This is a genomic window from Puerhibacterium sp. TATVAM-FAB25 (assembly GCF_046535855.1).
GTDB classification, from domain to species: domain Bacteria; phylum Actinomycetota; class Actinomycetes; order Actinomycetales; family Cellulomonadaceae; genus Puerhibacterium; species Puerhibacterium variabilis_A.
The window spans coordinates 20349-41426 of sequence record NZ_JAXUAK010000017.1 but is presented as its reverse complement, the minus strand read 5'-3'; the positions used below and the strand labels follow the sequence as shown (position 1 = coordinate 41426).

At 75.7% G+C, this 21078-nt stretch carries 19 protein-coding genes; 8 read left to right on the top strand and 11 right to left on the bottom strand.

Annotated elements, in window-relative coordinates; translation table 11 throughout:
• The first annotated feature begins 109 nt into the window (after positions 1-109).
• From pta to U5M74_RS13765, 3 genes are all read left to right on the top strand, one after another.
• Positions 110-2272, top strand: a complete 2163-nt coding sequence (gene pta / locus U5M74_RS13775; protein ID WP_410909502.1) for a phosphate acetyltransferase — start codon at positions 110-112, stop codon at positions 2270-2272.
• Complete coding sequence (locus U5M74_RS13770; RefSeq protein WP_410909501.1) at positions 2269-3543, top strand: acetate/propionate family kinase; 1275 nt, start codon at positions 2269-2271, stop codon at positions 3541-3543. Before pta ends, U5M74_RS13770 begins: the two co-directional genes overlap by 4 nt.
• A 68-nt stretch (positions 3544-3611) precedes the next feature.
• A complete protein-coding gene (locus U5M74_RS13765) occupies positions 3612-4535 on the top strand; it encodes a DUF4031 domain-containing protein (RefSeq protein ID WP_410909500.1) in 924 nt (307 codons plus the stop codon).
• 90 nt (positions 4536-4625) lie between these two features.
• On the opposite strand, the gene U5M74_RS13760 is transcribed toward U5M74_RS13765, so the two are convergent.
• Positions 4626-6248, bottom strand: coding sequence for a succinic semialdehyde dehydrogenase (locus U5M74_RS13760; RefSeq protein WP_410909499.1), 1623 nt, complete (start codon positions 6246-6248; stop codon positions 4626-4628).
• A gap of 145 nt (positions 6249-6393) precedes the next feature.
• Positions 6394-7518 (bottom strand): GuaB3 family IMP dehydrogenase-related protein, encoded by a 1125-nt coding sequence (locus tag U5M74_RS13755; protein ID WP_410909498.1) that lies wholly within the window; start codon positions 7516-7518, stop codon positions 6394-6396.
• A 119-nt stretch (positions 7519-7637) separates the two neighbouring features.
• On the opposite strand from U5M74_RS13755, the gene U5M74_RS13750 reads away from it, so the two are divergent.
• Positions 7638-8387, top strand: coding sequence for an exonuclease domain-containing protein (locus U5M74_RS13750; RefSeq protein ID WP_410909497.1), 750 nt, complete (start codon positions 7638-7640; stop codon positions 8385-8387).
• Between the two features lie 149 nt (positions 8388-8536).
• On the opposite strand, the gene guaB is transcribed toward U5M74_RS13750, so the two are convergent.
• Together guaB and U5M74_RS13740 are read right to left on the bottom strand one after the other, a co-directional pair.
• The gene (gene guaB / locus U5M74_RS13745; RefSeq protein WP_410909496.1) at positions 8537-10051 is read right to left on the bottom strand and encodes an IMP dehydrogenase; all 1515 of its coding nucleotides are present in this window, start codon (positions 10049-10051) and stop codon (positions 8537-8539) included.
• Between the two features lie 114 nt (positions 10052-10165).
• On the bottom strand, positions 10166-11284 hold the full coding sequence (locus U5M74_RS13740) for a MerR family transcriptional regulator (protein WP_410909495.1): 1119 nt from the start codon (positions 11282-11284) through the stop codon (positions 10166-10168).
• A 190-nt stretch (positions 11285-11474) separates the two neighbouring features.
• On the opposite strand from U5M74_RS13740, the gene U5M74_RS13735 reads away from it, so the two are divergent.
• Positions 11475-11765 carry a WhiB family transcriptional regulator gene (locus tag U5M74_RS13735; protein ID WP_069982271.1) on the top strand — a complete coding sequence of 97 codons (291 nt, stop codon included), beginning with the start codon at positions 11475-11477 and terminating at the stop codon, positions 11763-11765.
• A 214-nt stretch (positions 11766-11979) separates the two neighbouring features.
• On the opposite strand, the gene groES is transcribed toward U5M74_RS13735, so the two are convergent.
• Complete coding sequence (groES, locus tag U5M74_RS13730) at positions 11980-12276, bottom strand: co-chaperone GroES (protein ID WP_069982270.1); 297 nt, start codon at positions 12274-12276, stop codon at positions 11980-11982.
• Between the two features lie 201 nt (positions 12277-12477).
• On the opposite strand from groES, the gene U5M74_RS13725 reads away from it, so the two are divergent.
• Both U5M74_RS13725 and U5M74_RS13720 read left to right on the top strand, forming a co-directional pair.
• Positions 12478-13749 carry a THUMP-like domain-containing protein gene (locus tag U5M74_RS13725; RefSeq protein WP_410909494.1) on the top strand — a complete coding sequence of 424 codons (1272 nt, stop codon included), beginning with the start codon at positions 12478-12480 and terminating at the stop codon, positions 13747-13749.
• 116 nt (positions 13750-13865) lie between these two features.
• Positions 13866-15020 carry a glutamate--cysteine ligase gene (locus U5M74_RS13720; RefSeq protein WP_410909493.1) on the top strand — a complete coding sequence of 385 codons (1155 nt, stop codon included), beginning with the start codon at positions 13866-13868 and terminating at the stop codon, positions 15018-15020.
• A gap of 25 nt (positions 15021-15045) precedes the next feature.
• Here U5M74_RS13720 and tsaD read toward each other — a convergent pair whose 3' ends face one another.
• Positions 15046-16095: a tRNA (adenosine(37)-N6)-threonylcarbamoyltransferase complex transferase subunit TsaD gene (gene tsaD / locus U5M74_RS13715; protein ID WP_410909492.1), complete on the bottom strand. Its 1050-nt coding sequence runs from the start codon at positions 16093-16095 to the stop codon at positions 15046-15048.
• 145 nt (positions 16096-16240) lie between these two features.
• Here tsaD and U5M74_RS13710 point away from each other — a divergent pair, with 145 nt between their 5' ends.
• Positions 16241-16858, top strand: a complete 618-nt coding sequence (locus tag U5M74_RS13710) for a malonic semialdehyde reductase (protein WP_410909491.1) — start codon at positions 16241-16243, stop codon at positions 16856-16858.
• 84 nt (positions 16859-16942) lie between these two features.
• Here U5M74_RS13710 and U5M74_RS13705 read toward each other — a convergent pair whose 3' ends face one another.
• The 5 genes from U5M74_RS13705 to alr are packed head-to-tail and all read right to left on the bottom strand — an operon-like array spanning position 16943 to position 21073.
• Positions 16943-17848, bottom strand: coding sequence for a sulfurtransferase (locus U5M74_RS13705; RefSeq protein ID WP_410909490.1), 906 nt, complete (start codon positions 17846-17848; stop codon positions 16943-16945).
• A complete protein-coding gene (gene rimI / locus U5M74_RS13700; RefSeq protein WP_410909489.1) occupies positions 17845-18366 on the bottom strand; it encodes a ribosomal protein S18-alanine N-acetyltransferase in 522 nt (173 codons plus the stop codon). The genes U5M74_RS13705 and rimI overlap by 4 nt, the downstream gene beginning before the upstream one ends.
• A gap of 25 nt (positions 18367-18391) precedes the next feature.
• A complete protein-coding gene (gene tsaB, locus U5M74_RS13695) occupies positions 18392-19129 on the bottom strand; it encodes a tRNA (adenosine(37)-N6)-threonylcarbamoyltransferase complex dimerization subunit type 1 TsaB (protein ID WP_410909488.1) in 738 nt (245 codons plus the stop codon).
• Between the two features lie 10 nt (positions 19130-19139).
• Entirely contained in the window at positions 19140-19691 is a 552-nt protein-coding gene (tsaE, locus tag U5M74_RS13690) for a tRNA (adenosine(37)-N6)-threonylcarbamoyltransferase complex ATPase subunit type 1 TsaE (RefSeq protein ID WP_410909487.1), read from the bottom strand.
• Positions 19682-21073, bottom strand: coding sequence for an alanine racemase (alr, locus tag U5M74_RS13685; RefSeq protein WP_410909486.1), 1392 nt, complete (start codon positions 21071-21073; stop codon positions 19682-19684). The genes tsaE and alr overlap by 10 nt, the downstream gene beginning before the upstream one ends.
• Positions 21074-21078: the final 5 nt, after the last annotated feature.

The window sequence follows — 21078 nt, the reverse complement described above, 5'->3', positions numbered from 1 at the left end:
GATCTGGCCGCTCACCTGGGATGTGACCACCGTCCCGGTGACATCCGTGAGCCCGGCCGGGAGGATGTTCCCGGCCGGGCTCACGCGTACGACGAGGAGAACCCACCGCATGACCGCGACGCGCAGCATCGTCATCGCCTCGCCCGAGGGCGACTCGGGCAAGTCCACCGTGGCCCTCGGCGTCATCGACCTGCTGGCGCACCAGGGTCAGCGGGTGGGCGTGTTCCGGCCCGTCTCACGCGTGCCCGCCGCTCCCCCGGCGCCCGTCGCCGGCTCGACGGGAGCCGTCGACGGCACCGAGCGCGACCACGTGCTGGAGCTGCTGCTGGCGCACGACGGCGTCGACCTCCGCTACGAGGAGGCCGTCGGCGTCACCTACGACGAGATCCACGCCGACCCCGAGAGCGCGATGTCCCGGATCGTGGCGCGGTACCACGAGGTGGCCGACCGCTGCGACTGGGTCGTGGTGCTCGGCACCGACTACACCGACGTCTCCGGGCCCACCGAGCTGGCGTTCAACGCCAAGATCGCCGCCAACGTCGGCGCGCCCGTGCTGCTGGTCGTGTCCGGCCACGGCCGCTCCGACGACGACGTGCGCGCCCTGGCCGGCATCTCCCTGGGCGAGCTGCGCGCCAACCACGCCCAGCCGGTCGGCGTCGTCGTCAACCGGTACGAGGGCGAGCTGCCCGTCGCCGCCGCGACGCTGACGGCGGACCTGCCGGTGTGGGCGGTCCCGGAGGAGCCGTTCCTCGGCGCGCCCACCGTGGCCCAGCTGCGCGACGCCGTCGGCGGCGAGCTGCTGCTCGGCGACCCCGAGCTGCTCGGCCGCGAGGCCCTCGACGTGCTGGTCGGCGCGATGTCGCTCGAGCACCTGCTCGAGCACCTGTCCGACGGCGCCGTCGTCATCACGCCCGGCGACCGCACCGAGGTGGTCCTCGGCCTGCTGTCGGCCCAGACGGCGGCCGGGTTCCCGTCGCTCGCCGGCATCGTCCTCACCGGCGGGTACACGCCGCAGGGCACCACCGGGCAGCTCGTGCACGCGCTGCGCCCCAACGTCCCGGTCATCACCACGTCGTGGGACACCTATCCCGCCGCCCGGGCCGCCGCCCGCACCCGCGGCAGGGTGACGGTCGCCTCGACCCGCAAGATCGACACCGCCCGCCAGCTCTTCGAGCAGCACGTGGACGGCGCGGAGCTGCTCGCCCGGCTCGACGTGCCGCGCCCGGCGGTGGTGACGCCGCTGATGTTCGAGCACGAGCTCATCGAGCGCGCCCGCGCCGACCGCCGCCGCGTCGTGCTGCCCGAGGGCGACGACGACCGCATCCTGCGGGCCGCCTCGACCGTGCTGGCCCGCGGCATCGCCGACCTGACGATCCTCGGCGACGAGGAGCCCGTGCGGGCCCGCGCCGCCGAGCTCGGCCTCGACATCTCCGCCGCGACCGTGCTGTCGCCGCACGACCCGGACCACGTCGCCCGGTTCGCCGAGGAGTACGCCCGGCTGCGGGCGCACAAGGGCATGACCGTGGACCGGGCGAAGGAGATCGTCACCGACGTGTCCTACTTCGGCACGCTCATGGTGCACCTGGGCCTCGCCGACGGGATGGTGTCCGGGGCCCGGCACACCACGGCGCACACGATCCGCCCGTCGTTCGAGATCATCAAGACCAAGCCCGGCATCGCGAGCGTCTCGGGCGTGTTCCTCATGTGCCTCGAGGACCGCGTGCTGGTGTACGGCGACTGCGCCGTCATCCCCGACCCCACCGCCGACCAGCTCGCCGACGTCGCGATCACGTCCGCCGCCACGGCCGCCCAGTTCGGCGTGGACCCGCGCGTCGCGATGCTGTCGTACTCGACCGGCACCTCGGGCTCCGGGGCCGACGTCGACAAGGTCCGCGCCGCCACGCAGCTCGTCCGCGAGCGCCGGGCCGACCTGAGCGTGGAGGGCCCGATCCAGTACGACGCCGCGGTGGACGCGTCCGTGGCGGCGTCCAAGCTGCCCGAGTCCTCGGTCGCGGGGCGGGCCACCGTGTTCGTGTTCCCCGACCTCAACACCGGCAACAACACCTACAAGGCCGTGCAGCGCTCGGCCGGCGCCGTCGCGATCGGCCCCGTGCTGCAGGGCCTCAACAAGCCCGTCAACGACCTGTCCCGCGGCGCGCTGGTCCAGGACATCGTCAACACCGTCGCCATCACCGCCATCCAGGCGCAGGCCGCGCCGGCCGGGTCCACCGCGGACCTGGCCGGCCCGGCCGTGGAGGGAGAGCCCGCATGAGCATCGTCCCGGAGGCCGAGCGCCCCAACCCCTACAGCGCCTACGGCGCGCACGGCTCGGTGCTGGTGCTCAACTCCGGCTCGTCGTCGCTGAAGTACCAGCTCGTCAACCCGGTGGGCGGCGAGGCGATCGCCAGGGGCACGATCGAGCGCATCGGCGAGTCGTCCGGCATCGTCACCCACCGGTTCGCCGGCAACACCACCGAGCGCGAGCTCGAGGTACCCGACCACGGGGCGGCGCTGCGGCTCGCGCTGGGGCTGTTCGAGGAGGTCGGCCCGCGGCTCGCCGACGCCGGGATCTACGCCGTCGGCCACCGCGTCGTCCACGGCGGCGAGCTGTTCTCGCGCCCGGTGGTCGTCGACGACGACGTCGTGGCGAAGATCCACGACCTCGTGCCGCTCGCGCCGCTGCACAACCCTGCCAACGTGCAGGGCATCGAGGTGGCCCGCGAGCTGCTGCCGGACGTGCCGCACGTCGCCGTGTTCGACACCGCGTTCTTCCAGGCGCTGCCCGAGCACGCGTACACCTACGCGATCGACCGCGAGGTGGCGCGGGCGCACGGGGTGCGCCGGTACGGCTTCCACGGCACGTCGCACCAGTACGTCGTGGGCAAGGTGGCGCGCGTGCTCGGCCGGCGCGTGCAGGACCTCAACACGATCGTGCTGCACCTGGGCAACGGGGCGTCCGCCTCGGCCGTGCGCGGCGGCGTGCCCGTCGACACCTCGATGGGCCTCACCCCGCTCGAGGGCCTGGTGATGGGCACGCGCTCGGGCGACATCGACCCCGCCGTCGTGTTCCACCTGGCGCGCAACGCGGGCATGGACGTCAACGACCTCGACACGCTGCTCAACAAGCGCTCCGGCCTCAAGGGCCTGGCCGGCGAGAACGACATGCGCGAGCTGCGCCGGCTCATCGACGCCGGCGACGACGACGCCCGGGTGGCGTTCGACGTGTACATCCACCGGCTCAAGAAGTACATCGGCGCGTACCACGCCGTGCTCGGCCGGGTCGACGTCGTGGCCTTCACCGCCGGCGTCGGCGAGAACTCCGCCGAGGTGCGCGCCGCCGTGTGCGACGGGCTGGAGAGCCTCGGCATCGACGTCGACGAGCAGCGCAACGCCGTGCGCGGCGACGAGCCGCGCATCATCTCGCCCGCCTGGACGTCCACGCTGGTCATGGTGGTGCCCACGATGGAGGAGCTGGCGATCGCCCGGCAGTGCGTCGAGGCCGTCGAGGACCTGCGCCCGGCGTCGGGCATCACGGCCGGCTGAGCCCGTCCGCCGCCCGGCCGCCGGCCGGCGACCGCCGGTCGACCGCCGGGGCGGGCTAGGGTCGTGGCGTGACCGTGCTCGTCGACCCGCCTGCCTGGCCCGCCCACGGGACGGTCTGGTCGCACCTCGTCTCGGACTCCTCGCTGCACGAGCTGCGCACGTTCGCCCGCGCCGTCGGGCTGCCCGACCGCGGGCTGGACCTCGACCACTACGACGCGCCCGCCGAGCGGTACGACGAGCTCGTCGCCGCCGGGGCGGTGCCGCTCGACGGCCGCGCGCTCGCGCGCCGGCTGGCCGCCTCGGGCCTGCGGGTGCCGGGCCGGGAGCGCGCGGGGGCGAAGGCCGCCGCGCTGCGGCGGCGGTGGGCGGCGCTGTGGCCGGTCGCGTCGCCCGGACTCCTGGCCGTCGGCGACCGGCTCGTCGAGCGCTGGCGGGAGCCGCACCGGGTCTACCACGGGCCGCTGCACCTGGCGTCCGCGCTGGACGCCCTCGACCTGCTCGACCCGCCCGCTCCGGCGGGCCCGCCGGGCAGGGCCGGCCTCGTGGCTCGGCTCGCGCTGTGGTTCCACGACGCCGTGCACGACGGCGAGGCCGGCCGGGACGAGGAGCGCTCCGCGGCGCTGGCCGGCGAGCTGCTCGGCCCGCTCGCCGGCCCGGGCGGTCCACTGGTGCCCGAGGACGTCGCCGAGGTGCGGCGGCTCGTGCTCGTCACCGCCGACCACGCGCCCGCCGACGACGACGCGCTCGGCGGGCTGGTCAGCGACGCCGACCTCGCGATCCTCGGCGCCGGGCCGGCGGTCTACCGCCGGTACGTCCAGCAGGTGCGCGCCGAGTACGGCCACGTGCCCGACGACGCGTTCCGCGCGGGCCGGGCCGCCGTGCTGCGCCGGCTGCTCGCCCTGCCGCGCCTGTTCGCCACGCCCGACGGGCGGCGGCGCTGGGCGGACCGGGCGCGGGCCAACCTCACGGCGGAGCTGGCGTCGCTCGACTGAGGTCCCGCCCCGGGCGGCCGGCACGGGGTCTCCGCGGGTCAGGGCCGCCGGTCAGGGCCGCCGGTCAGGGCCGCCGGTCAGGGCCGCCGGTCAGGGCCGCCGCAGCGCCCGCAGCGCGCGCATGCCGGCCGTCATCGCCGTCGCCGCCCGGGCGCCGCCCAGGCCGTACACCCGGTCGACGCCCAGCCCGAGCCGGACCCCGCGCTGCACCGCGACCGTCTGCGCCTCGGTGACCGCCTCGACGATCTCGCGCCCGTGCCGGCGCCCCAGCCCCGAGCTGCGGAAGCCGCCCATGGGCGCGGCGACCGACCCGAACGCCGCCATGTAGCCGTCGTTGACGTTCACGGACCCGGCCTTCACCTGCGCCGCGACCCGCCGCGCCCGGCGCACGTCGTTCGACCAGACCGACGCCGAGAGCCCCAGCTCGCCGGCGTTGAGCACCTCGACCGCCTCCGCGTCCGAGGCCACGCGGCGCACCGACACGACCGGCCCGAACGTCTCCTCGGTGGCGCACAGGGCGTCGTCGGGCACGTCCTCGAGCACCGTCGGGGCGAAGAACCAGGGGCCGACGTCCGGCCGGTGGACGCCGCCCGTCAGGGCGCGGGCACCCTTGGCGAGCGCGTCGTCGACGTGCGCCGTCACGCGGGCCAGCTGCTCGGCCGAGACGAGCGAGCCCACGTCGGCGGTGTAGTCGAGGTCCCCGCCGAGCCGCAGCCCGCGCACCGCGGCCACGAACCGCTCGAGGAACGCATCCGCGACCCGCTCGTGCAGCACCAGGCGCTCCACCGAGACGCACAGCTGGCCGCCGCTGGAGAAGCACGCCCTCACGGCACCCGCGACGGCCGAGGGAAGGTCGGCGTCGTCCGCCACGTAGAGGCCGTTCTTGCCGCCGAGCTCGAGCGTCGCGCCGACGAGCCGCTCCCCCGCCCGCGCCGCGACCTCGCGGCCGGTGGCGGTCGAGCCGGTGAACACGACGTGGTCGACGTGGTCGACCAGCGCGCGCCCGACGTCGGCACCGCCCGCGACGACGAGGAAGAGGTCGGCCGGCAGGCCGCAGCCCTCGAGCGCCTCGGCCACCCACAGGGCGGCGAGCGTCGTCTGCGGGTCGGGCTTCACCACGACGGCGTCGCCGGCGACGAGCGCCGGCAGCGACTCGGAGACCGCCATGGCCAGCGGGTAGTTCCACGGCGTGACGGCGCCCACGACGCCGACCGGCCGGCGGTGCACCGTGGCGCCGGTGAGCCCGGGCAGCATGCCGGGCACCCGGCGGGGGGCGAGATAGCGCGGGCCGGCGACGGCGTAGTGGCGGGCGAGCTGGGAGGCGTACAGCACCTCCTCCAGCGCGTGCAGCCGCGCCTTGCCGGACTCCCGCTGCACCAGGTCGAGCAGCTCGGGCTGCCGGTCGAGCACGACGCCGGCGAAGCGCCGCAGCACCGCGGCGCGCTCGCGCACCGGCACCTCGGCCCACGCCTCCTGGGCGGCGCGGGCACGGGCGACCGCCGCGGCGACGTCGTCGGGCGACGACAGCGGGACGGTGGCCAGGGGCGCGCCGGTGGCCGGCAGCACGGAGCGGTGCTCGCCCGCGGTGTGCGAGGCGACGACGCGGGCGGTCAGGGGCACGACGGAGTCCGGCTCGAGGACGTAGGTGCCGGCGGGCAGCGCGGGGTCCAGGATCTCCGGGAGGGCGCCGTTGCTCTCGTGCGCGGTGGGCATGTTTTCACCCTACGCGGGCGGGCGGAGGTCGGCCCGGGCAACCGTCGTGGGCCTCGCCACGCTCGCGACGGCGGCGGGCGCGCGCGGCGCCCGCCGCCGTCGGCGGAGGTGTCGAGCCGGGGTCAGCCCGGGGTCCGGCCCAGGGTCAGCGCGGCTGGTACGGGGAGACGACGACCTCGATGCGCTGGAGCTCCTTGAGGTCGGAGTAGCCGGTGGTGGCCATGGCCCGCTTGAGGGCGCCCACCAGGTTGGTGGTGCCGTCCGCGGTGCGGCCCGGGCCGAAGAGGATCTCCTCGAGCGTCCCGGCCACGCCCACCTCGACGCGCTCGCCGCGGGGCAGCACGGCGTGGTGCGCCTCGGAGCCCCAGTGCCAGCCGCGGCCCGGCGCCTCGGTGGCGCGGGCCAGCGCCGCGCCGAGCATGACCGCGTCGGCGCCGCAGGCGATGGCCTTGACGAGGTCGCCGGAGCGGCCCACGCCGCCGTCGGCGATGACGTGCACGTACCGGCCGCCGGACTCGTCGAGGTAGTCGCGGCGCGCGGCGGCGACGTCGGAGACGGCGGTGGCCATCGGCGCGTGGATGCCGAGGCTCACGCGGGTGGTGTGGGCCGCGCCCCCGCCGAAGCCGACCAGGACGCCGGCCGCGCCGGTGCGCATGAGGTGCAGCGCCGCGGTGTAGGTGGAGGCGCCGCCGACGACGACGGGCACGTCCAGCTCGTAGATGAAGCGCTTGAGGTTGAGCGGCTCGGCGTCGGACGACACGTGCTCGGCCGAGACGGTCGTGCCGCGGATGACGAACAGGTCGACGCCCGCGTCGACCACGGTCTTGTAGTGCTCCTGGGTGCGCTGCGGCGACAGGGCGCCCGCCACGGCGACGCCGGCTGCGCGGACCTCGCGCAGGCGCTCGGTGATCAGCTCGGGCTTGATGGGCTCGGCGTAGATCTCCTGCATGCGGCGCGTGGCGTCGGCGGCCGGGAGCGCGGCGATCTCGGCCAGCAGCGGCTCGGGCGACTCGTACCGCGTCCACAGGCCCTCGAGGTCCAGGACGCCGAGGCCGCCGGCCCGCCCGAGGGCGACGGCGGTGGCGGGGCTCATCACGGAGTCCATCGGCGCGGCCATGATCGGCAGCTCGAAGTGGTAGGCGTCGATCTGCCAGCCGACCGAGACGTCCTTCGGGTCGCGCGTGCGGCGCGAGGGCACCACCGCGATGTCGTCGAAGGAGTACGCGCGGCGGCCGCGCTTTCCGCGCCCGATCTCGATCTCGTTGCTCACCGGGCCAGCCTACCGGGACGCCCCGGCCCGCCCACGGGGCCCGCGGGCGGGCCGTGTCGGTGGCCGGTGGCACAGTCGGCCGCAGCACGACGTAGGACGACGAACCAGGGGTACTCCAGATGACGCAGGAGTCGTACGAGGCATTCACCGCGAGCTGGGCGCGAGGTCCGCTGCTGGGCTTCGACACCGAGACCACCGGGGTGGACGTCACCCGCGACCGCATCGTCACCGCCGCCCTGGTGCTGCGGGTGCCCGGCGCGAGCACCGAGGTGCGCACGTGGCTCCTCGACCCCGGCGTCGAGATCCCGGCCGAGGCCGCGGCCATCCACGGCGTGACCACCGAGCACGCCCGCGCCCACGGCGTGGCGCCGGCCGCGGCGCTCGAGGAGATCGCCGCCGAGCTCGCCGCGCACGTGCGCGAGGGCGTTCCGGTGGTGGCGTACAACGCCGCGTTCGACCTGTCGCTGCTCGACGCGGAGCTCGCCCGGCACGGCCTGCCCACCGTGCCGGACCGGCTCGGCCACCCCGTCGCGCCCGTGCTCGACCCGCTGGTCATCGACCGCTGGCAGGACCGGTTCCGCAAGGGCAAGCGCCGCCTCGGCGACCTGTGCGGCCACTACGGCGTCACCGGGGAGGGCGACCTGCACTCCGCGGACGTCGACGTGCTCGCCACGCTCGACGTGCTCGACGCGCTGGTGCGGCAGTTCCCCGGGCTGGCGGAGATGGCGCTGGAGGACCTGCACACGGCGCAGGTGGGCGCCCACCGTGACTGGGCGGAGAGCTTCAACGACTGGCGCGCCCGGCAGGGGCTCGCCGGTCCCGGGGCGTCCAGCGCCTGGCCCGTGGAGCCGGTCGGCCAGCCCGCCTGAGGCGCCCGCGCCGCGTCCCGCGCGGCGTCCCGGACCCACCTCGGCCGGATGCACGGCGTCCGGACGCACGTCGGCCCGGCACCCACGGGGTGCCGGGCCGACGGACGAGGGCGCTGCCGCACCGGTCGGGACCGACCGGCGGCCGCCGGTCAGAAGCCGGAGTAGTTCGGCGCCTCGGCGGTCACCTGGACGTCGTGCGGGTGGCTCTCCTTGAGCGAGGCCGAGGTGATGCGCACGAACCGGCCCTTCTCCTGCAGCTCGGGGATGGTGCGCGCACCGACGTAGAACATCGTCTGGTGCAGGCCGCCCACGAGCTGGTGCGCCACCGCGCTCAGCGTGCCCTTGTAGGGCACCTGGCCCTCGACGCCCTCGGGGACGATGAGGTCGTCGCTGGTGACCTCGGCCTGGAAGTAGCGGTCCTTGGAGTACGACTTCTTGCCGCGCGAGGACATCGCCGCCATCGAGCCCATGCCGCGGTAGGCCTTGTACTGCTTGCCGTTGACGAGGATGGTGTCGCCGGGCGCCTCCTCGGTGCCGGCGAGCATCGAGCCGAGCATGACGGTCTCGGCACCGGCCACGATCGCCTTGCCGATCTCGCCGGAGTGGCGCATGCCGCCGTCGGCGATGACGGGCACGCCCGCCGGGCGAGCGGCCAGCGAGGCCTCGTAGACCGCGGTCACCTGGGGCACGCCCACGCCGGTGACGACGCGGGTGGTGCAGATCGAGCCCGGGCCCACGCCCACCTTGATGGCGTCGGCGCCGGCCTCGACGAACGCCTGCGCGCCCTCGCGGGTGGCGACGTTGCCGCCGATCACCTGCACGTGGCGGGTGGCCGGGTCGGTCTTGAGCCGGCGGACCATGTCGATGAGCATCCGGACGTTGCCGTGCGCGGTGTCCGCCACGAGCACGTCCGCCCCGGCCTCGACCAGCGTCGTCGCGCGCTGCCAGGCGTCGCCGAAGTAGCCGATCGCGGCGCCGACCAGCAGGCGGCCCTGGCCGTCCTTCGAGGCGTTGGGGAACTGCTCGGACTTGACGAAGTCCTTGACCGTGATGAGGCCGGCGAGCCGGCCCTCGTCGTCCACCAGCGGCAGGCGCTCGAGCTTGTGCTTGCGCAGCAGCGCCGTGGCCTCCTCGCGGGAGATGCCCGCGGCGCCGGTGATGAGCGGTGCCGGCGTCATGACCTCCTCGACCTTGGTCGTCGCCCACTCGGCGACGGGCGTGAAGCGCAGGTCGCGGTTGGTGACGATGCCGATGAGGCGGTCGTGGGAGTCGACGACGGGGAACCCGGAGATGCGGTACTCGCCGGCGAGCTTGTCGAGCTCCTCGAGCGTGCGGTCCGCCGTGATCGTGACCGGGTTCGAGATGATGCCCGTCTGGGTCCGCTTGACGAGGTCGACCTGGTAGGCCTGGTCCTCGATGGACAGGTTGCGGTGCAGCACGCCGATGCCGCCCTGGCGGGCCATGGCGATGGCCATGCGGGCCTCGGTGACGGTGTCCATCGCCGCGGACACGAGCGGCACCTTGAGCGAGATCTCCCGCGTCAGCCGCGAGGTCGTGTCGATCTCCGAGGGCGCGAGGTCGGAGTACCCCGGCAGGAGGAGAACGTCGTCGTAGGTGAGCCCGAGGAAGCCGAAGGGGTCGCGCGCCGCGGTCGAGTCCGTCATGCCATGAGTCTACGTTTCTGAGCGGGCCGATATTCCGGCCGTCCGGCGGCTGCGGCGGGCCTCACACCGGCCCCCGGGCGGGCGGCGCGGCCGCCCCGCCGGGGAACCGCCGCGTCACGGCGCGACGACGGCGAGCACCTCGTGCAGCAGGCCGGTGAAGCTGCGCACCCGCTGGACGCTCGCGGCGAGCGGGAGCTCGCCGGCGGACTCGTCGCGCCGCAGCCCGACGAAGATCGGCAGGTCGGGGTGGTCGTCGTGCAGCGAGTGGACGACGTCGAGGTCCGGCCGCGCAAGGCTGGTCGCCAGCACGACGGCGGCCGGCCGCACCATGGCGACCAGCTCGACCGACCGGTGGGTGCTGGCCGGGCCGGTCACCACGCGACAGGAGGCGCCCTTGGCCACCAGCGCGGCGGCCAGGGCGTGCGCGGCGAGCGGCACCACCTCGTCCGGCGCGGCGAAGACCAGCACGATTTTGCGCATCCGGCTGGGGTGGTTCGCCGGCGGGCCCCCGCCGGCGGACTGCGCCTGCTCGAACTCCTGCGTGAAGTCCCGCAGCGCCCGCAGCGCCGCCGTCGCGAGCACCAGCTCGGGCACCTCGCCGGGCGTGCCGAGCACCGTCCGCTGCGCGATGCGCGCCCAGGCGGGCTCGACCATCTGCGTCCACCAGGCGGCCGGGTCCGCCTCCGCGCCGAGGCGCAGCAGCGAGTCGCAGGCGGCCTGGTCGTAGGCGAGCGCCGCGTCGATGACGGCGGACACCCGCCCCGAGCCGGACGCTCCTCCGGGCGCCGGGGCCGCGCCGGCCGGCCGCGCGGGCGTGCCCTCGCCGCCGCCGGGCAGCGCCCGCAGGTGCCCGCGCGCGGCGCGCGGCTCGTCGTCGCCCTCGGGCTCCGCCTCCGGCGCGACGTCCTCGTCGGGCGCGTCGTGCACCGGCCGCACGTCGGCCGGGGTCTCGAGATCGGTGCCGTCCGCCTCGAGCGCCGCCCGCGCCGCGTCCACCGGCGCCACGCCCTCGAGCGTGAGCCGGCGCATGACGAGCAGCCGCGCCACGTCCTCGGTCGTGTAGCGGCGGTGCGAACCCGCGGTGCGTCCGGAAGGGCCGAGGCCGTACCGCCGGTCCCACGTGCGCAGCGTGGCCGGTGCGACCCCCAGGCGCCGGGCGACGGCCGCGACGGCGAGGCCAGGGCTCGACGCGCGGGTCCTGTCCTCGTCCTGAGCAGGCCGGGAGGAAGTCATGGCTCGATTCTGCCGACGCCCCGGTGGCCCCGCCACCGCGCCTCGCCCGGTGGCGCGATTTTGGGCCCCCTACCGCGCCAACCTCGGCGATCACCGCCTGAACCGGTTCAGAACTTGAGCAACAAACCTCTCGACGTCGAGACAGATTCGGGAGTTGAACAACTTCTGCCCAACTTGTAGGTTGTTCGCCATGACGGAGATCTCGAGGCTTCCCGGTCCGATGATGGAGCTGTGGGAGTGGCAGTACCAGGGCGCGTGCCGCGACGAGGACGACACCCTGTTCTTCCACCCCGAGGGCGAGCGGGGCTCCACCCGCCGCCGACGCGCGGAGGCGGCGAAGGCGATCTGCCGCACCTGCCCCGTGATGATGCAGTGCCGCGAGCAGTCGCTGCGCGTGCGAGAGCCCTACGGCGTCTGGGGCGGCCTGTCCGAGGACGAGCGGGCCGCGATCCTCGCCGGCACCGACCGCAAGTCCGGCTGACCTCGGCAGAGCGCCGCAGGCCCCGCTCGGCACGACCCCTTCAGCACGACCCCGACCGCACCGGCGACGCAGCGCCGCGCCGTCGGCCCCGGTTCCCCGTCCCGGGCACGCCGAGGTCGAAGCACGCGAAGGCCCCCCGCACCTCGAGGTGCGGGGGGCCTTCGTCGTGCAAGGCCCGGGATCGGGCCCCGTCGTCAGCGACCTGCCGGCAGGCTCAGTCGACGACGACGGCGAGGATGTCGCGGGCGGAGAGCACCAGGTACTCCTCGCCGGCGTACTTCACCTCGGTGCCGCCGTACTTGCTGTAGATGACCTTGTCACCGACCTTGACGTCGACCGGGATGCGGTTGCCCTTGTCGTCGAAACGACCCTCGCCCACGGCCAGGACCTCGCCCTCCTGGGGCTTCTCCTTGGCGGTGTCCGGGATGACCAGGCCGGAAGCGGTCGTGGTCTCGGCCTCGACGGCCTTGACGACGATCCGGTCCTCGAGCGGCTTGATGGGGACCGACACGTCGGACCTCCTTGTTCGCTGTGACTGCGTGGATGGACTGAGGTCGCGCCCGGAGGCTGGCCGTCGTCGCGGGTGCCGGCACAGCGCGCGTGCGCTGCGACCAATCTAGGAGCGCCGTTAGCACTCTGACAAGTCGAGTGCCAAGGTCCGTCCCGCGGCGCCCCGTCCGGGCCCGTGCGCGCCGTCTGGGACCATGGACGGGTGGACGCCTCGACCCTGAGCAAGCTGCTCAGCCCGGACGGCTGGGCCCTGCTCGGCTCGCTGCCCCCGTACGACGAGCAGCGCGCGATGGCTCTGGCCATGCGCCTGCGGGAGGCGGGCGTCGACCCCGACCTCGCCGCCGCCGCGCTCACGCAGTCGCGGCTGCGGGCCAAGGCGCGCGCCAAGCTCGGCGGCTTCGCCGACGGCATGCTCTTCACGCCCGACGGCGTCGAGCAGGCCACCCGGCTGGTCGTCGCCGCGCTGCACGCGCGGCGCTACCTCGAGGCCGGCGTCACCAGGGTCGCGGACCTCACGAGCGGCATCGGGGCGGACGCGCTGGCGTTCGCCGGCGTCGGGCTGGGCGTGCTCGCCACCGACGTCGACGAGATCACCGCGGCGATCGCGACGGTGAACCTGCGCCACTTCCCCGAGGCCGAGGTGCGCCACGGGGACGGGCTGGCGCTCGACCTCGCCGCCGAGGGGGTCGACGGCGTCTACGCCGACCCCGCGCGCCGCACCCGTGGCGGCAAGCGGGTGTTCGACCCGAAGGCCTACGCGCCGCCGCTCGACGCCGTCTGGGCGCTGCGCGAGCAGGTCCCCGCCCTCGGCATCAAGGTCGGGCCGGGCATCGCGCACCAGGGGCTGCCCGCCGACGCCGAGACGCAGTGGGTCTCCGTGGACGGCGACGTCGTCGAGGCCGGGCTGTGGTTCGGCCCGCTCGCCCCGGCCGGGCCCGGGCGCTCGGCGCTCGTGCTGCGCACGGTGACGGGCGAGGACGGCGAGGCGCGCACGCTGGCGCGCACGCTGCGGTCGGGCGACGCGGCCGGCGACCTCGCGGGCGTCGGCCACGAACCGCCGCCCGAGGTGGGCCCGGTCGGCCACTACCTGTACGAGCCGGACGGCGCGGTCGTGCGCGCCGGCCTGGTGGCACAGGCGGCGGCGGAGCTGGGCGGCCGCCTCCTGGACCGCACCATCGCCTATGTCACCACCGACGCGCCGGCGCCCGCCGCCGCCGTCGACCCGGCCACCGGGCGGGCGCCCGTGGCGACCGGCTACCGCGTGCTCGACGTCATGCCGTTCGGCCTCAAGCGGCTCAAGGCGTACCTGCGCGAGCGCGGTGTCGGGCGGCTGACGATCAAGAAGCGCGGCACCGCCGTCACGCCCGAGCAGCTGCGCTCCCAGCTGTCTCTCAAGGGCGACGCCGAGGCGACGCTGGTGCTCACGCGGGTGGGCGGCGCCCAGCACGTGCTCGTCGTCGAGCCGCTCGGCTGACGACCGCGCCCACGACGCGCCGGCGACGCGCCGGCACCGGACCGGTGCCGGCGGTCCGCGGCGCCCGCCGCGCGCCCGGCACGCGCCGGGGCCCCGGGACGTGTGAGCATGAGCGCATGGTGCTGGACTTCGCCGCCTCGCGGCGCTCGACGGTGGGACTGGAGTGGGAGCTCGCCCTCGTCGACGCCGACTCGGGCGACATGCGACAGGTGGGCCCCACCGTCGTCGAGCGGCTCGCGACCCCCGACGGCTCGCCGCACCCGCGCGTGCACCCGGAGTTCCTGCGCAACACCGTCGAGCTGGTGAGCGGGGTGTGCCGCACCGTCGGCGAGGCGGGCCGCGACCTGGAGCGCGCGGCCGAGGAGGTCCGCGGCGTCACCGACGCGATGCGCGTGGAGCTCATGTGCGCGGGGACGCACCCGTTCACGCGGTGGGTGACGCAGAAGGTCACCGCCAAGCAGCGCTACCAGACGATCATCGACCGTGCGCAGATGTGGGGCCGCCAGCTGCTCATCTACGGCGTGCACGTGCACGTCGGCGTCGAGGACCGGGACAAGGTGCTGCCGATCGTGCGCAGCCTGCTGGTGTACTACCCGCACCTGCAGGCGCTGAGCGCGTCGTCGCCGTTCTTCGACGGCAGCGACACCGGCTACGCCTCGATGCGCGCCCTGCTCTTCCAGCAGCTGCCCACCGCCGGGCTGCCGTACCAGTTCGAGCGCTGGGAGGAGCTCGAGCGGTACGTCGACGACATGGTGCGCACCGGCGTCATCGACGGGTTCGACGAGGTGCGGTGGGACCTGCGCCCGTCGCCGCGCTTCGGCACCATCGAGGTGCGCGTGTGCGACGGCGTCTCCAACCTCGCCGAGCTGCTGGCCCTCGCGGCCCTGACGCACTGCCTGGTCGAGCACCTGTCGACCATGATCGACGAGGGCCGGGCGCTGCCCACCATGCCGCAGTGGTACGTGCAGGAGAACAAGTGGCGCGCCGCGCGCTACGGCATGGACGCGATCATCATCCTGGACGACGAGGGCAACGAGGAGCTCGTCACCGACGCCGTGCGGCGGCTGGTCGACGAGCTGGCGCCGGTCGCCGAGCGGCTCGGCTGCACCGAGGAGCTGCGCGGCGTGCTGGACATCCTCGAGCGCGGGGCGTCCTACCAGCGCCAGCGCGCGGTCGCGGCCGCGCACGGCGGCGGGCAGGACGGCCTGGAGGCGGTCGTCGCCCGGCTCGTGGAGGAGATGCGCGCCGGGCACCCCCTCCCCGTGGCCTGACCTGCCGAGACACAGAGGCGGTGGGTCAGAGGCTGACGGTCGTCAGCGGCATCTGCGAGTCGACGCCGAAGTCGAGGGTCGACGGCGCCACACCGGCGCGCACGACGGCGGAGCCCAGGGCCGCGATCATCGCGCCGTTGTCGGTGCAGTACCGGATCGGCGGGATGCGCAGCTCGATCCCGGCCTCGGCGCACCGCTTGGCGGCGAGCTCGCGCAGCTGGCTGTTGGCGGAGAAGCCGCCGCCCACCACCAGGGTGTCCACCTCGTGCCGGTGGCACGCCGCGATGGTCTTGGCGGTGAGCACGTCGACGACGGCGGCCGCGAAGGACGCCGCGACGTCCGCCACGGGCACCTCGCGGCCGGCGTCGCGGCACGCCTCGACCCAGCGGGCCACGGCGGTCTTCAGCCCGGAGAACGAGAAGTCGTAGGCGTGCTTCTCCTGGTCCTTGGCCGCGGTGAGGCCGCGCGGGAAGCGGATCGCCTCGGGGTCGCCCTCGCGCGCCAGGCGGTCGATGTGCGGGCCGCCCGGGTACGGCAGGCCGAGCAGGCGGCCGACCTTGTCGAACGCCTCCCCCGCCGCGTCGTCGAGCGTGGAGCCCAGCTCGGTGACCCGCGTGGCGACGTCGTCGACGAGCAGCAGCGAGGAGTGCCCGCCCGAGACGACGAGCGCCATGACGCGCTCGGGGAACTCGCCGTCGACGAGCTGGTCGACGGCGGCGTGCCCGATGACGTGGTTGACGCCGTACAGCGGCTTGTTCAGGCCCACCGCCAGCGCCTTGGCGGCGGACGTGCCGATGGTCAGCGGGCCCACCAGCCCGGGGCCCGCGGTCACGGCGATCGCGTCGACCTCGGACAGGTCGACGTCGGCCTGGCCGAGCGCCTTGGAGATCGTGGGGACCATCGCCTCGAGGTGGGCGCGGCTGGCGACCTCGGGGATGATGCCGCCGTAGCGGGCGTGCTCGTCCATCGAGCTCGCCGTCGCGTCCACGAGCAGCTCGTTCCCGCGCACCAGCGCGACGCCCGTCTCGTCGCAGGAGGTCTCGATGCCGAGGACGAGGGGGTCACCGGAAGCCATGCCCCCATTGTCCCCCACCCGCCCGCCGGCGGGGACGCGCGGCGCGGCACGCGCGCCGGGAGGACGATCCTCTCGGGCAACCGTTGTGGCGATCGTCACCGTTGAAGGAGGAATCACCTCCGGCGAGCGGCGTGTTCCCGCAGGCATGACCGAGACGCTCTCCGCCCCCGCCCTCGCCGTCTCCGACGAGGTCGCGGACCTGCTGTTCCGCACCGCCCGCACCACCACGAGCTGGACCGCCGGCGAGGTCACCGACGGGCAGGTCGCCGCCGCCTGGGACCTGGCCAAGTTCGGCCCGACCGCGATGAACACGCTGCCCCTGCGCTTGCTCGTCGTCCGCTCCCCCGAGGCGAAGCAGCGCCTGGTCGCCCACATGGCCGACGGCAACAAGGCCAAGGTCGAGGCCGCCCCGGCCTCCCTCGTGCTCGCCGCCGACCCCGCCTTCCACGAGCACCTCGACGTGCTCTTCCCCGTCTACCCGGGCATCAAGGACCAGCTCGCGCCGGCCGCCGAGGTGCGCGAGGGCATGGCCCGCACCAACGCGCTGCTGCAGGCGGGCTACCTCGTCCTCGCCCTGCGCGCCGTGGGCCTGGCGGCCGGCCCGATGAACGGCATGGACTTCGACGGCGTCGACGGCGAGTTCTTCGCCGAGTCCGGCTGGAAGTCGTTCCTCGTGGTCAACGTGGGCCAGGCCGAGGGCGACGGCACCCCGCACCCGCGCCTGCCGCGCCTGGGCTTCGAGCAGGTCGCCGAGGTCCTCTGACCTCACCCGCCCCACCGTTGTGGGTACAGAACACGCCGTGCGTATCGCGATCCGCACGGCGTGTTCTGTACCCACAACCTGCCGTCAGGGGCGGGCGCCGGTGGCCGCGGGGCGCGACGGGTCGGCCGACCACTGCGACCACGACCCCGTGTACAGCGCCGCGGTCACGCCGACCGCGGCCAGCGCCAGGACCTCGTGGCTCGCCGTGACGCCCGAGCCGCAGTAGACCCCCACCGGCCGGCCGGCGCCGGGCCGCACGCCGAGCGCGGCGAACCGCTCGCGCAGCGCCGCGGTCGGCAGGAACGTGCGGTCCGCACCGAGGTTCTCGGTGGTCGGCGCGGAGAGCGCCCCGGGCACGTGGCCGGCGCGCGGGTCGACCGGCTCCACCTCGCCGCGGTACCGCTCGGCCGCCCGCGCGTCGAGCAGCACGCCGTCGGCGGCGACCTCCGCGGCCTCGTCGGCGTCCAGCACCGGCAGGTGGCCGGGGCGCACGACGACGTCGCCCCGCTCGGGGACCACCTCGCCCACCTCGAGCGGCAGGCCGCGGGCCGCCCACGCGTCCAGGCCGCCGTCGAGCAGCCGGACGTCCTTGACCCCGAAATACCGCAGCAGCCACCACGCGCGGGCCGCGGACGTGCCGCCGACGGCGTCGTACACGACCACCCGGGAGCCCGCACGCACGCCCCAGCGCCGGGCGGCGCCCTGGAGCTGGGCGGCGCTGGGCAGGGGGTGGCGGCCCGCCTGGGGCGAGGCCGGCGCGGCCAGCTCCGTCTCGAGGTCGACGTAGGCCGCGCCCGGCAGGTGGCCCGCCAGGTACCGCTCCTGGCCGTCGGTCTGCCCCAGCGCCCAGCGCACGTCGAGCAGCACGGGGGCGCCGTCGGCCGGGTCGGTGCCGGACAGGCGCAGGTCGGCGGCGAGCTCGTCCACGGTGACGAGGACGGCGGCGCGGTCGGTGTCCTGCGGGACGCCTCGGTCGGCGGGGACGGTCATGCGGGCGCCTCCCCCACGGGGCCGAGGAGCAGGCGCATCGTGTACGCGTCCTTGTCCTCGGGCTGGTAGTAGCGCTTGCGCAGGCCGATGCGCTCGAACCCGAACGCCTCGTACATCGTCAGGGCGGGCGCGTTGTCGACCCGCACCTCGAGCAGCACCGCCGCCGCGCCGAGCGCCCGCGACCTCGCGACCAGCGCCTCCATCAGCGCCCGCCCGATGCCGTGGCGCTGCCAGCCGGGGTCGACGCCGATCGTCATCACCTGGGTCACGTCGCCGTCGAACCAGAGCCCGGCGTAGCCGACCACCCGCCGCCGCCCCGGCGCCAGCGTGGGGTCGTCCGTGCGGTCGGCCTCGGCCACCACGTACCAGCGCCCGAGCGCGGCGAGCTCGTCGGCGAGCATGCCGTACGTCCAGGCGCCCGCGCCGAACAGCAGGCGCTCGAGCTCCAGCACGCGGTCGAAGTCGTCGTGCCGCAGGTCCCGCAGCCGCACCTCGCCGCCTCCCACCGTCGCAGCCACCGCCGGCTGTGCCACGGTGCGCCCGTCAGCCGGCCACGGCGCCCGTGGCGGGCACCACGCGTGGGCCGCCGGCCGGCTCGTGGACGTCCGGGCGGCGCAGGTACAGCGGCTCGGCGGGCAGCTCGTGCCCCGCGTCGCGACGCTGCAGCGCCACGCGCGCGAGCACGACGGGGTCCGGCAGCAGCGGCGCGTCCTCGTCCAGGCCGAGCACGTCGGCGTACAGCGACGCGCCCTCGCCGACGACCGCGAGCCGGCCGGCCGCCGGCCGGTCCTCGAGCCGCTCGGCGACCTGGGCGGCCTTCGCGACGTCCGGCCCGGCCACGGCCCGCACGACCGGCACGCCGTGCGTGGACTCGTGGGACACCACCCGGTAGCGGGCCCAGTAGACCTCCTTGCGGCGCGCGTCCGCCGCGACGAGGACCTCGTCGTCGGGCGCCAGGCCGAGGTCGGCCACCGCCTGCACGGCGAGCGCGTCGAGGCTGGGCACGCCCAGCACGGGGACGCCGAGGGCCAGCGCGAGCGTGCGGGCGGTGACCAGCCCGGCGCGCAGGCCGGTGAACGGCGCCGGGCCGGTGCCGGCGACGACGGCGGTCAGCGCCGTGCGGTCGGTGCCGGCGTCGGCGAGGACGGCGGTGACCAGCGGCGCGAGGGACTCGGCGTGCCGGCGCCGCTCGTCCACGCTGCGGGCCGCCAGGCGCTCGCCGGTCTCGGAGACCACGGCGACGGCGACGGCGGCGGAGGTGTCGACGGAGAGGACTGCCACGGTGCCCAGCCTAGTTCTCGGCGGACGGGACGAGCCCCGCCACCAGGCCCGCGAGGTCGACGGCGGCCCACCGCTCGCCGACGCCGCGCAGGGTGGCGCGGCGCACCCCGGCCGACGGGTCCGCCATGTCGACCTCGCCGCCGTGCGGCCGCTCGAGGTCCACCTCGAGCCGGTCCTCCGTGAGCGCCTCGGCCAGGCCCCGGCCCCACTCGACCACGGTGACCGACTCGTCCAGCGAGGAGTCGAGGTCCAGGGCGTCGAGCTCGCCGAGCGACCCGAGCCGGTAGGCGTCCACGTGCACCAGGCCGGGGCCGCGGGTGCCGTCCTCGCGGGGCAGCGCCTCGTGCTCGCGGGCCACGATGAACGTGGGCGAGGCCACCTGGCCGCGCACGTTCAGCGCCTGGCCGAGCCCCTGGGTGAGGGTCGTCTTGCCGGCCCCGAGGTCCCCGGTGAGGATCACCAGGTCGCCCGCGCGCAGCACCCCGGCCAGGGCGGCGCCCAGCGCCTTCGTCGTGGCGGCGTCGGGCAGGTCCACCCGCGCCTCGGTCGAGCTCACGACCACGTCGCTTCCTCCCACTGCGTCGTCTGCGGCGACCGCGCCGGACCGCGAGGGGCCCCGCCCCCGGCCGCCGCCGGTTCCTGCGTCTGCGTCCCGGCCGCCGGCGCCGGGTCCTCGTCCAGCACGTGCGCGCCCACGTAGGTGCGCGGCACGCGCACGCCCAGCCGGGTGACGATCTCGTAGCTGATGGTGCCCGCGGCCTGCGCCCAGTCCTCGGCGCTCGGCACGGCGGCGGCGTGCTCCAGGCCGTCGCTCTGGCCGAAGAGCGTCACCACGTCGCCGGCCCGCTCGGTCGCGTACGGGCCGAGGTCGAGCACCACCTGGTCCATGCACACGCGGCCCGCGACGCGCACCACGCGGCCGCCGTCGTCGGGCGTGCCGCCCGCGGCCGGGCCGAGGCCCGCCGTCGCGGGCCCGCCGACGTAGACGGGACCGCCGACGCCGACGCGGCCGCCGGACGCGTGGCGCGGGATGCCGTCGGCGTAGCCGAGGGGCACGACGCCGAGGGTCGTCTCCTGCGGCGTCGTGTACTGGTGCGAGTACGACACCCCGTGGCCGCCGGGCACCCGCTTGACCGTGGCCAGCCGCGCCTGCAGCGTCATCGCGGGGCGCAGGCCGAAGTCGCCGGGGGTGCCCGCCTGCGGCGCGGGCGACAGGCCGAAGACCGCCAGGCCCGGGCGCACGAGGTCGTAGCGCAGCCGCGGGGCCGTGAGCGTCGCCGCCGACGCCGCGATGTGCCGCAGCGCGACCGTGAGGCCGCCCGCCTCGGCGGCGCGCACCGCGTCGTCGAAGGCGTCCGCCTGCGCGTCGAGGGACGGGTGGCCCGGCTCGTCGGCGAAGGCCAGGTGCGACCACACGCCCACCACCTCGACGAGGCCCTCGGCCTGCAGCGCGGCGGCGCGGGCGACGGCGTCGGGCCAGTCGGCGGGCACGATGCCGTTGCGCCCGAGGCCGGAGTCGATCTTCAGGTGGACCCGCGCGGTGCGGCCGGTGGCGCGGGCGGCGTCCGCCACGGCGTCGAGCGCCCAGGCGGCGGCGACCGACACGTCGACGTCGGCGGCCAGGAGGCGCTCGAACGGGGCCCCGGGGGCGTGCAGCCAGGTGAGGACGCGCGCCCGGTCCGGGCCGATGCCGGCGGCGCGCAGCGCGAGCGCCTCGGACGCCTGGGCGACCCCCAGCCACGTGGCGCCGCCCGCGAGCGCCGCCCGGGCCGACGGCACCAGACCGTGGCCGTAGGCGTCGGCCTTGACCACGGCCATCACCGCCGCGCCGGCGGCGTGGCCGACGAGGGCGCGGACGTTGTCGCGGACCGCCTCGAGGTCGACGACGGCGCGCGCCGGGTAGTCGGCCGGGAACGCGAGGGGCGTCGGCGTCGCGGAGGTCACGGGCC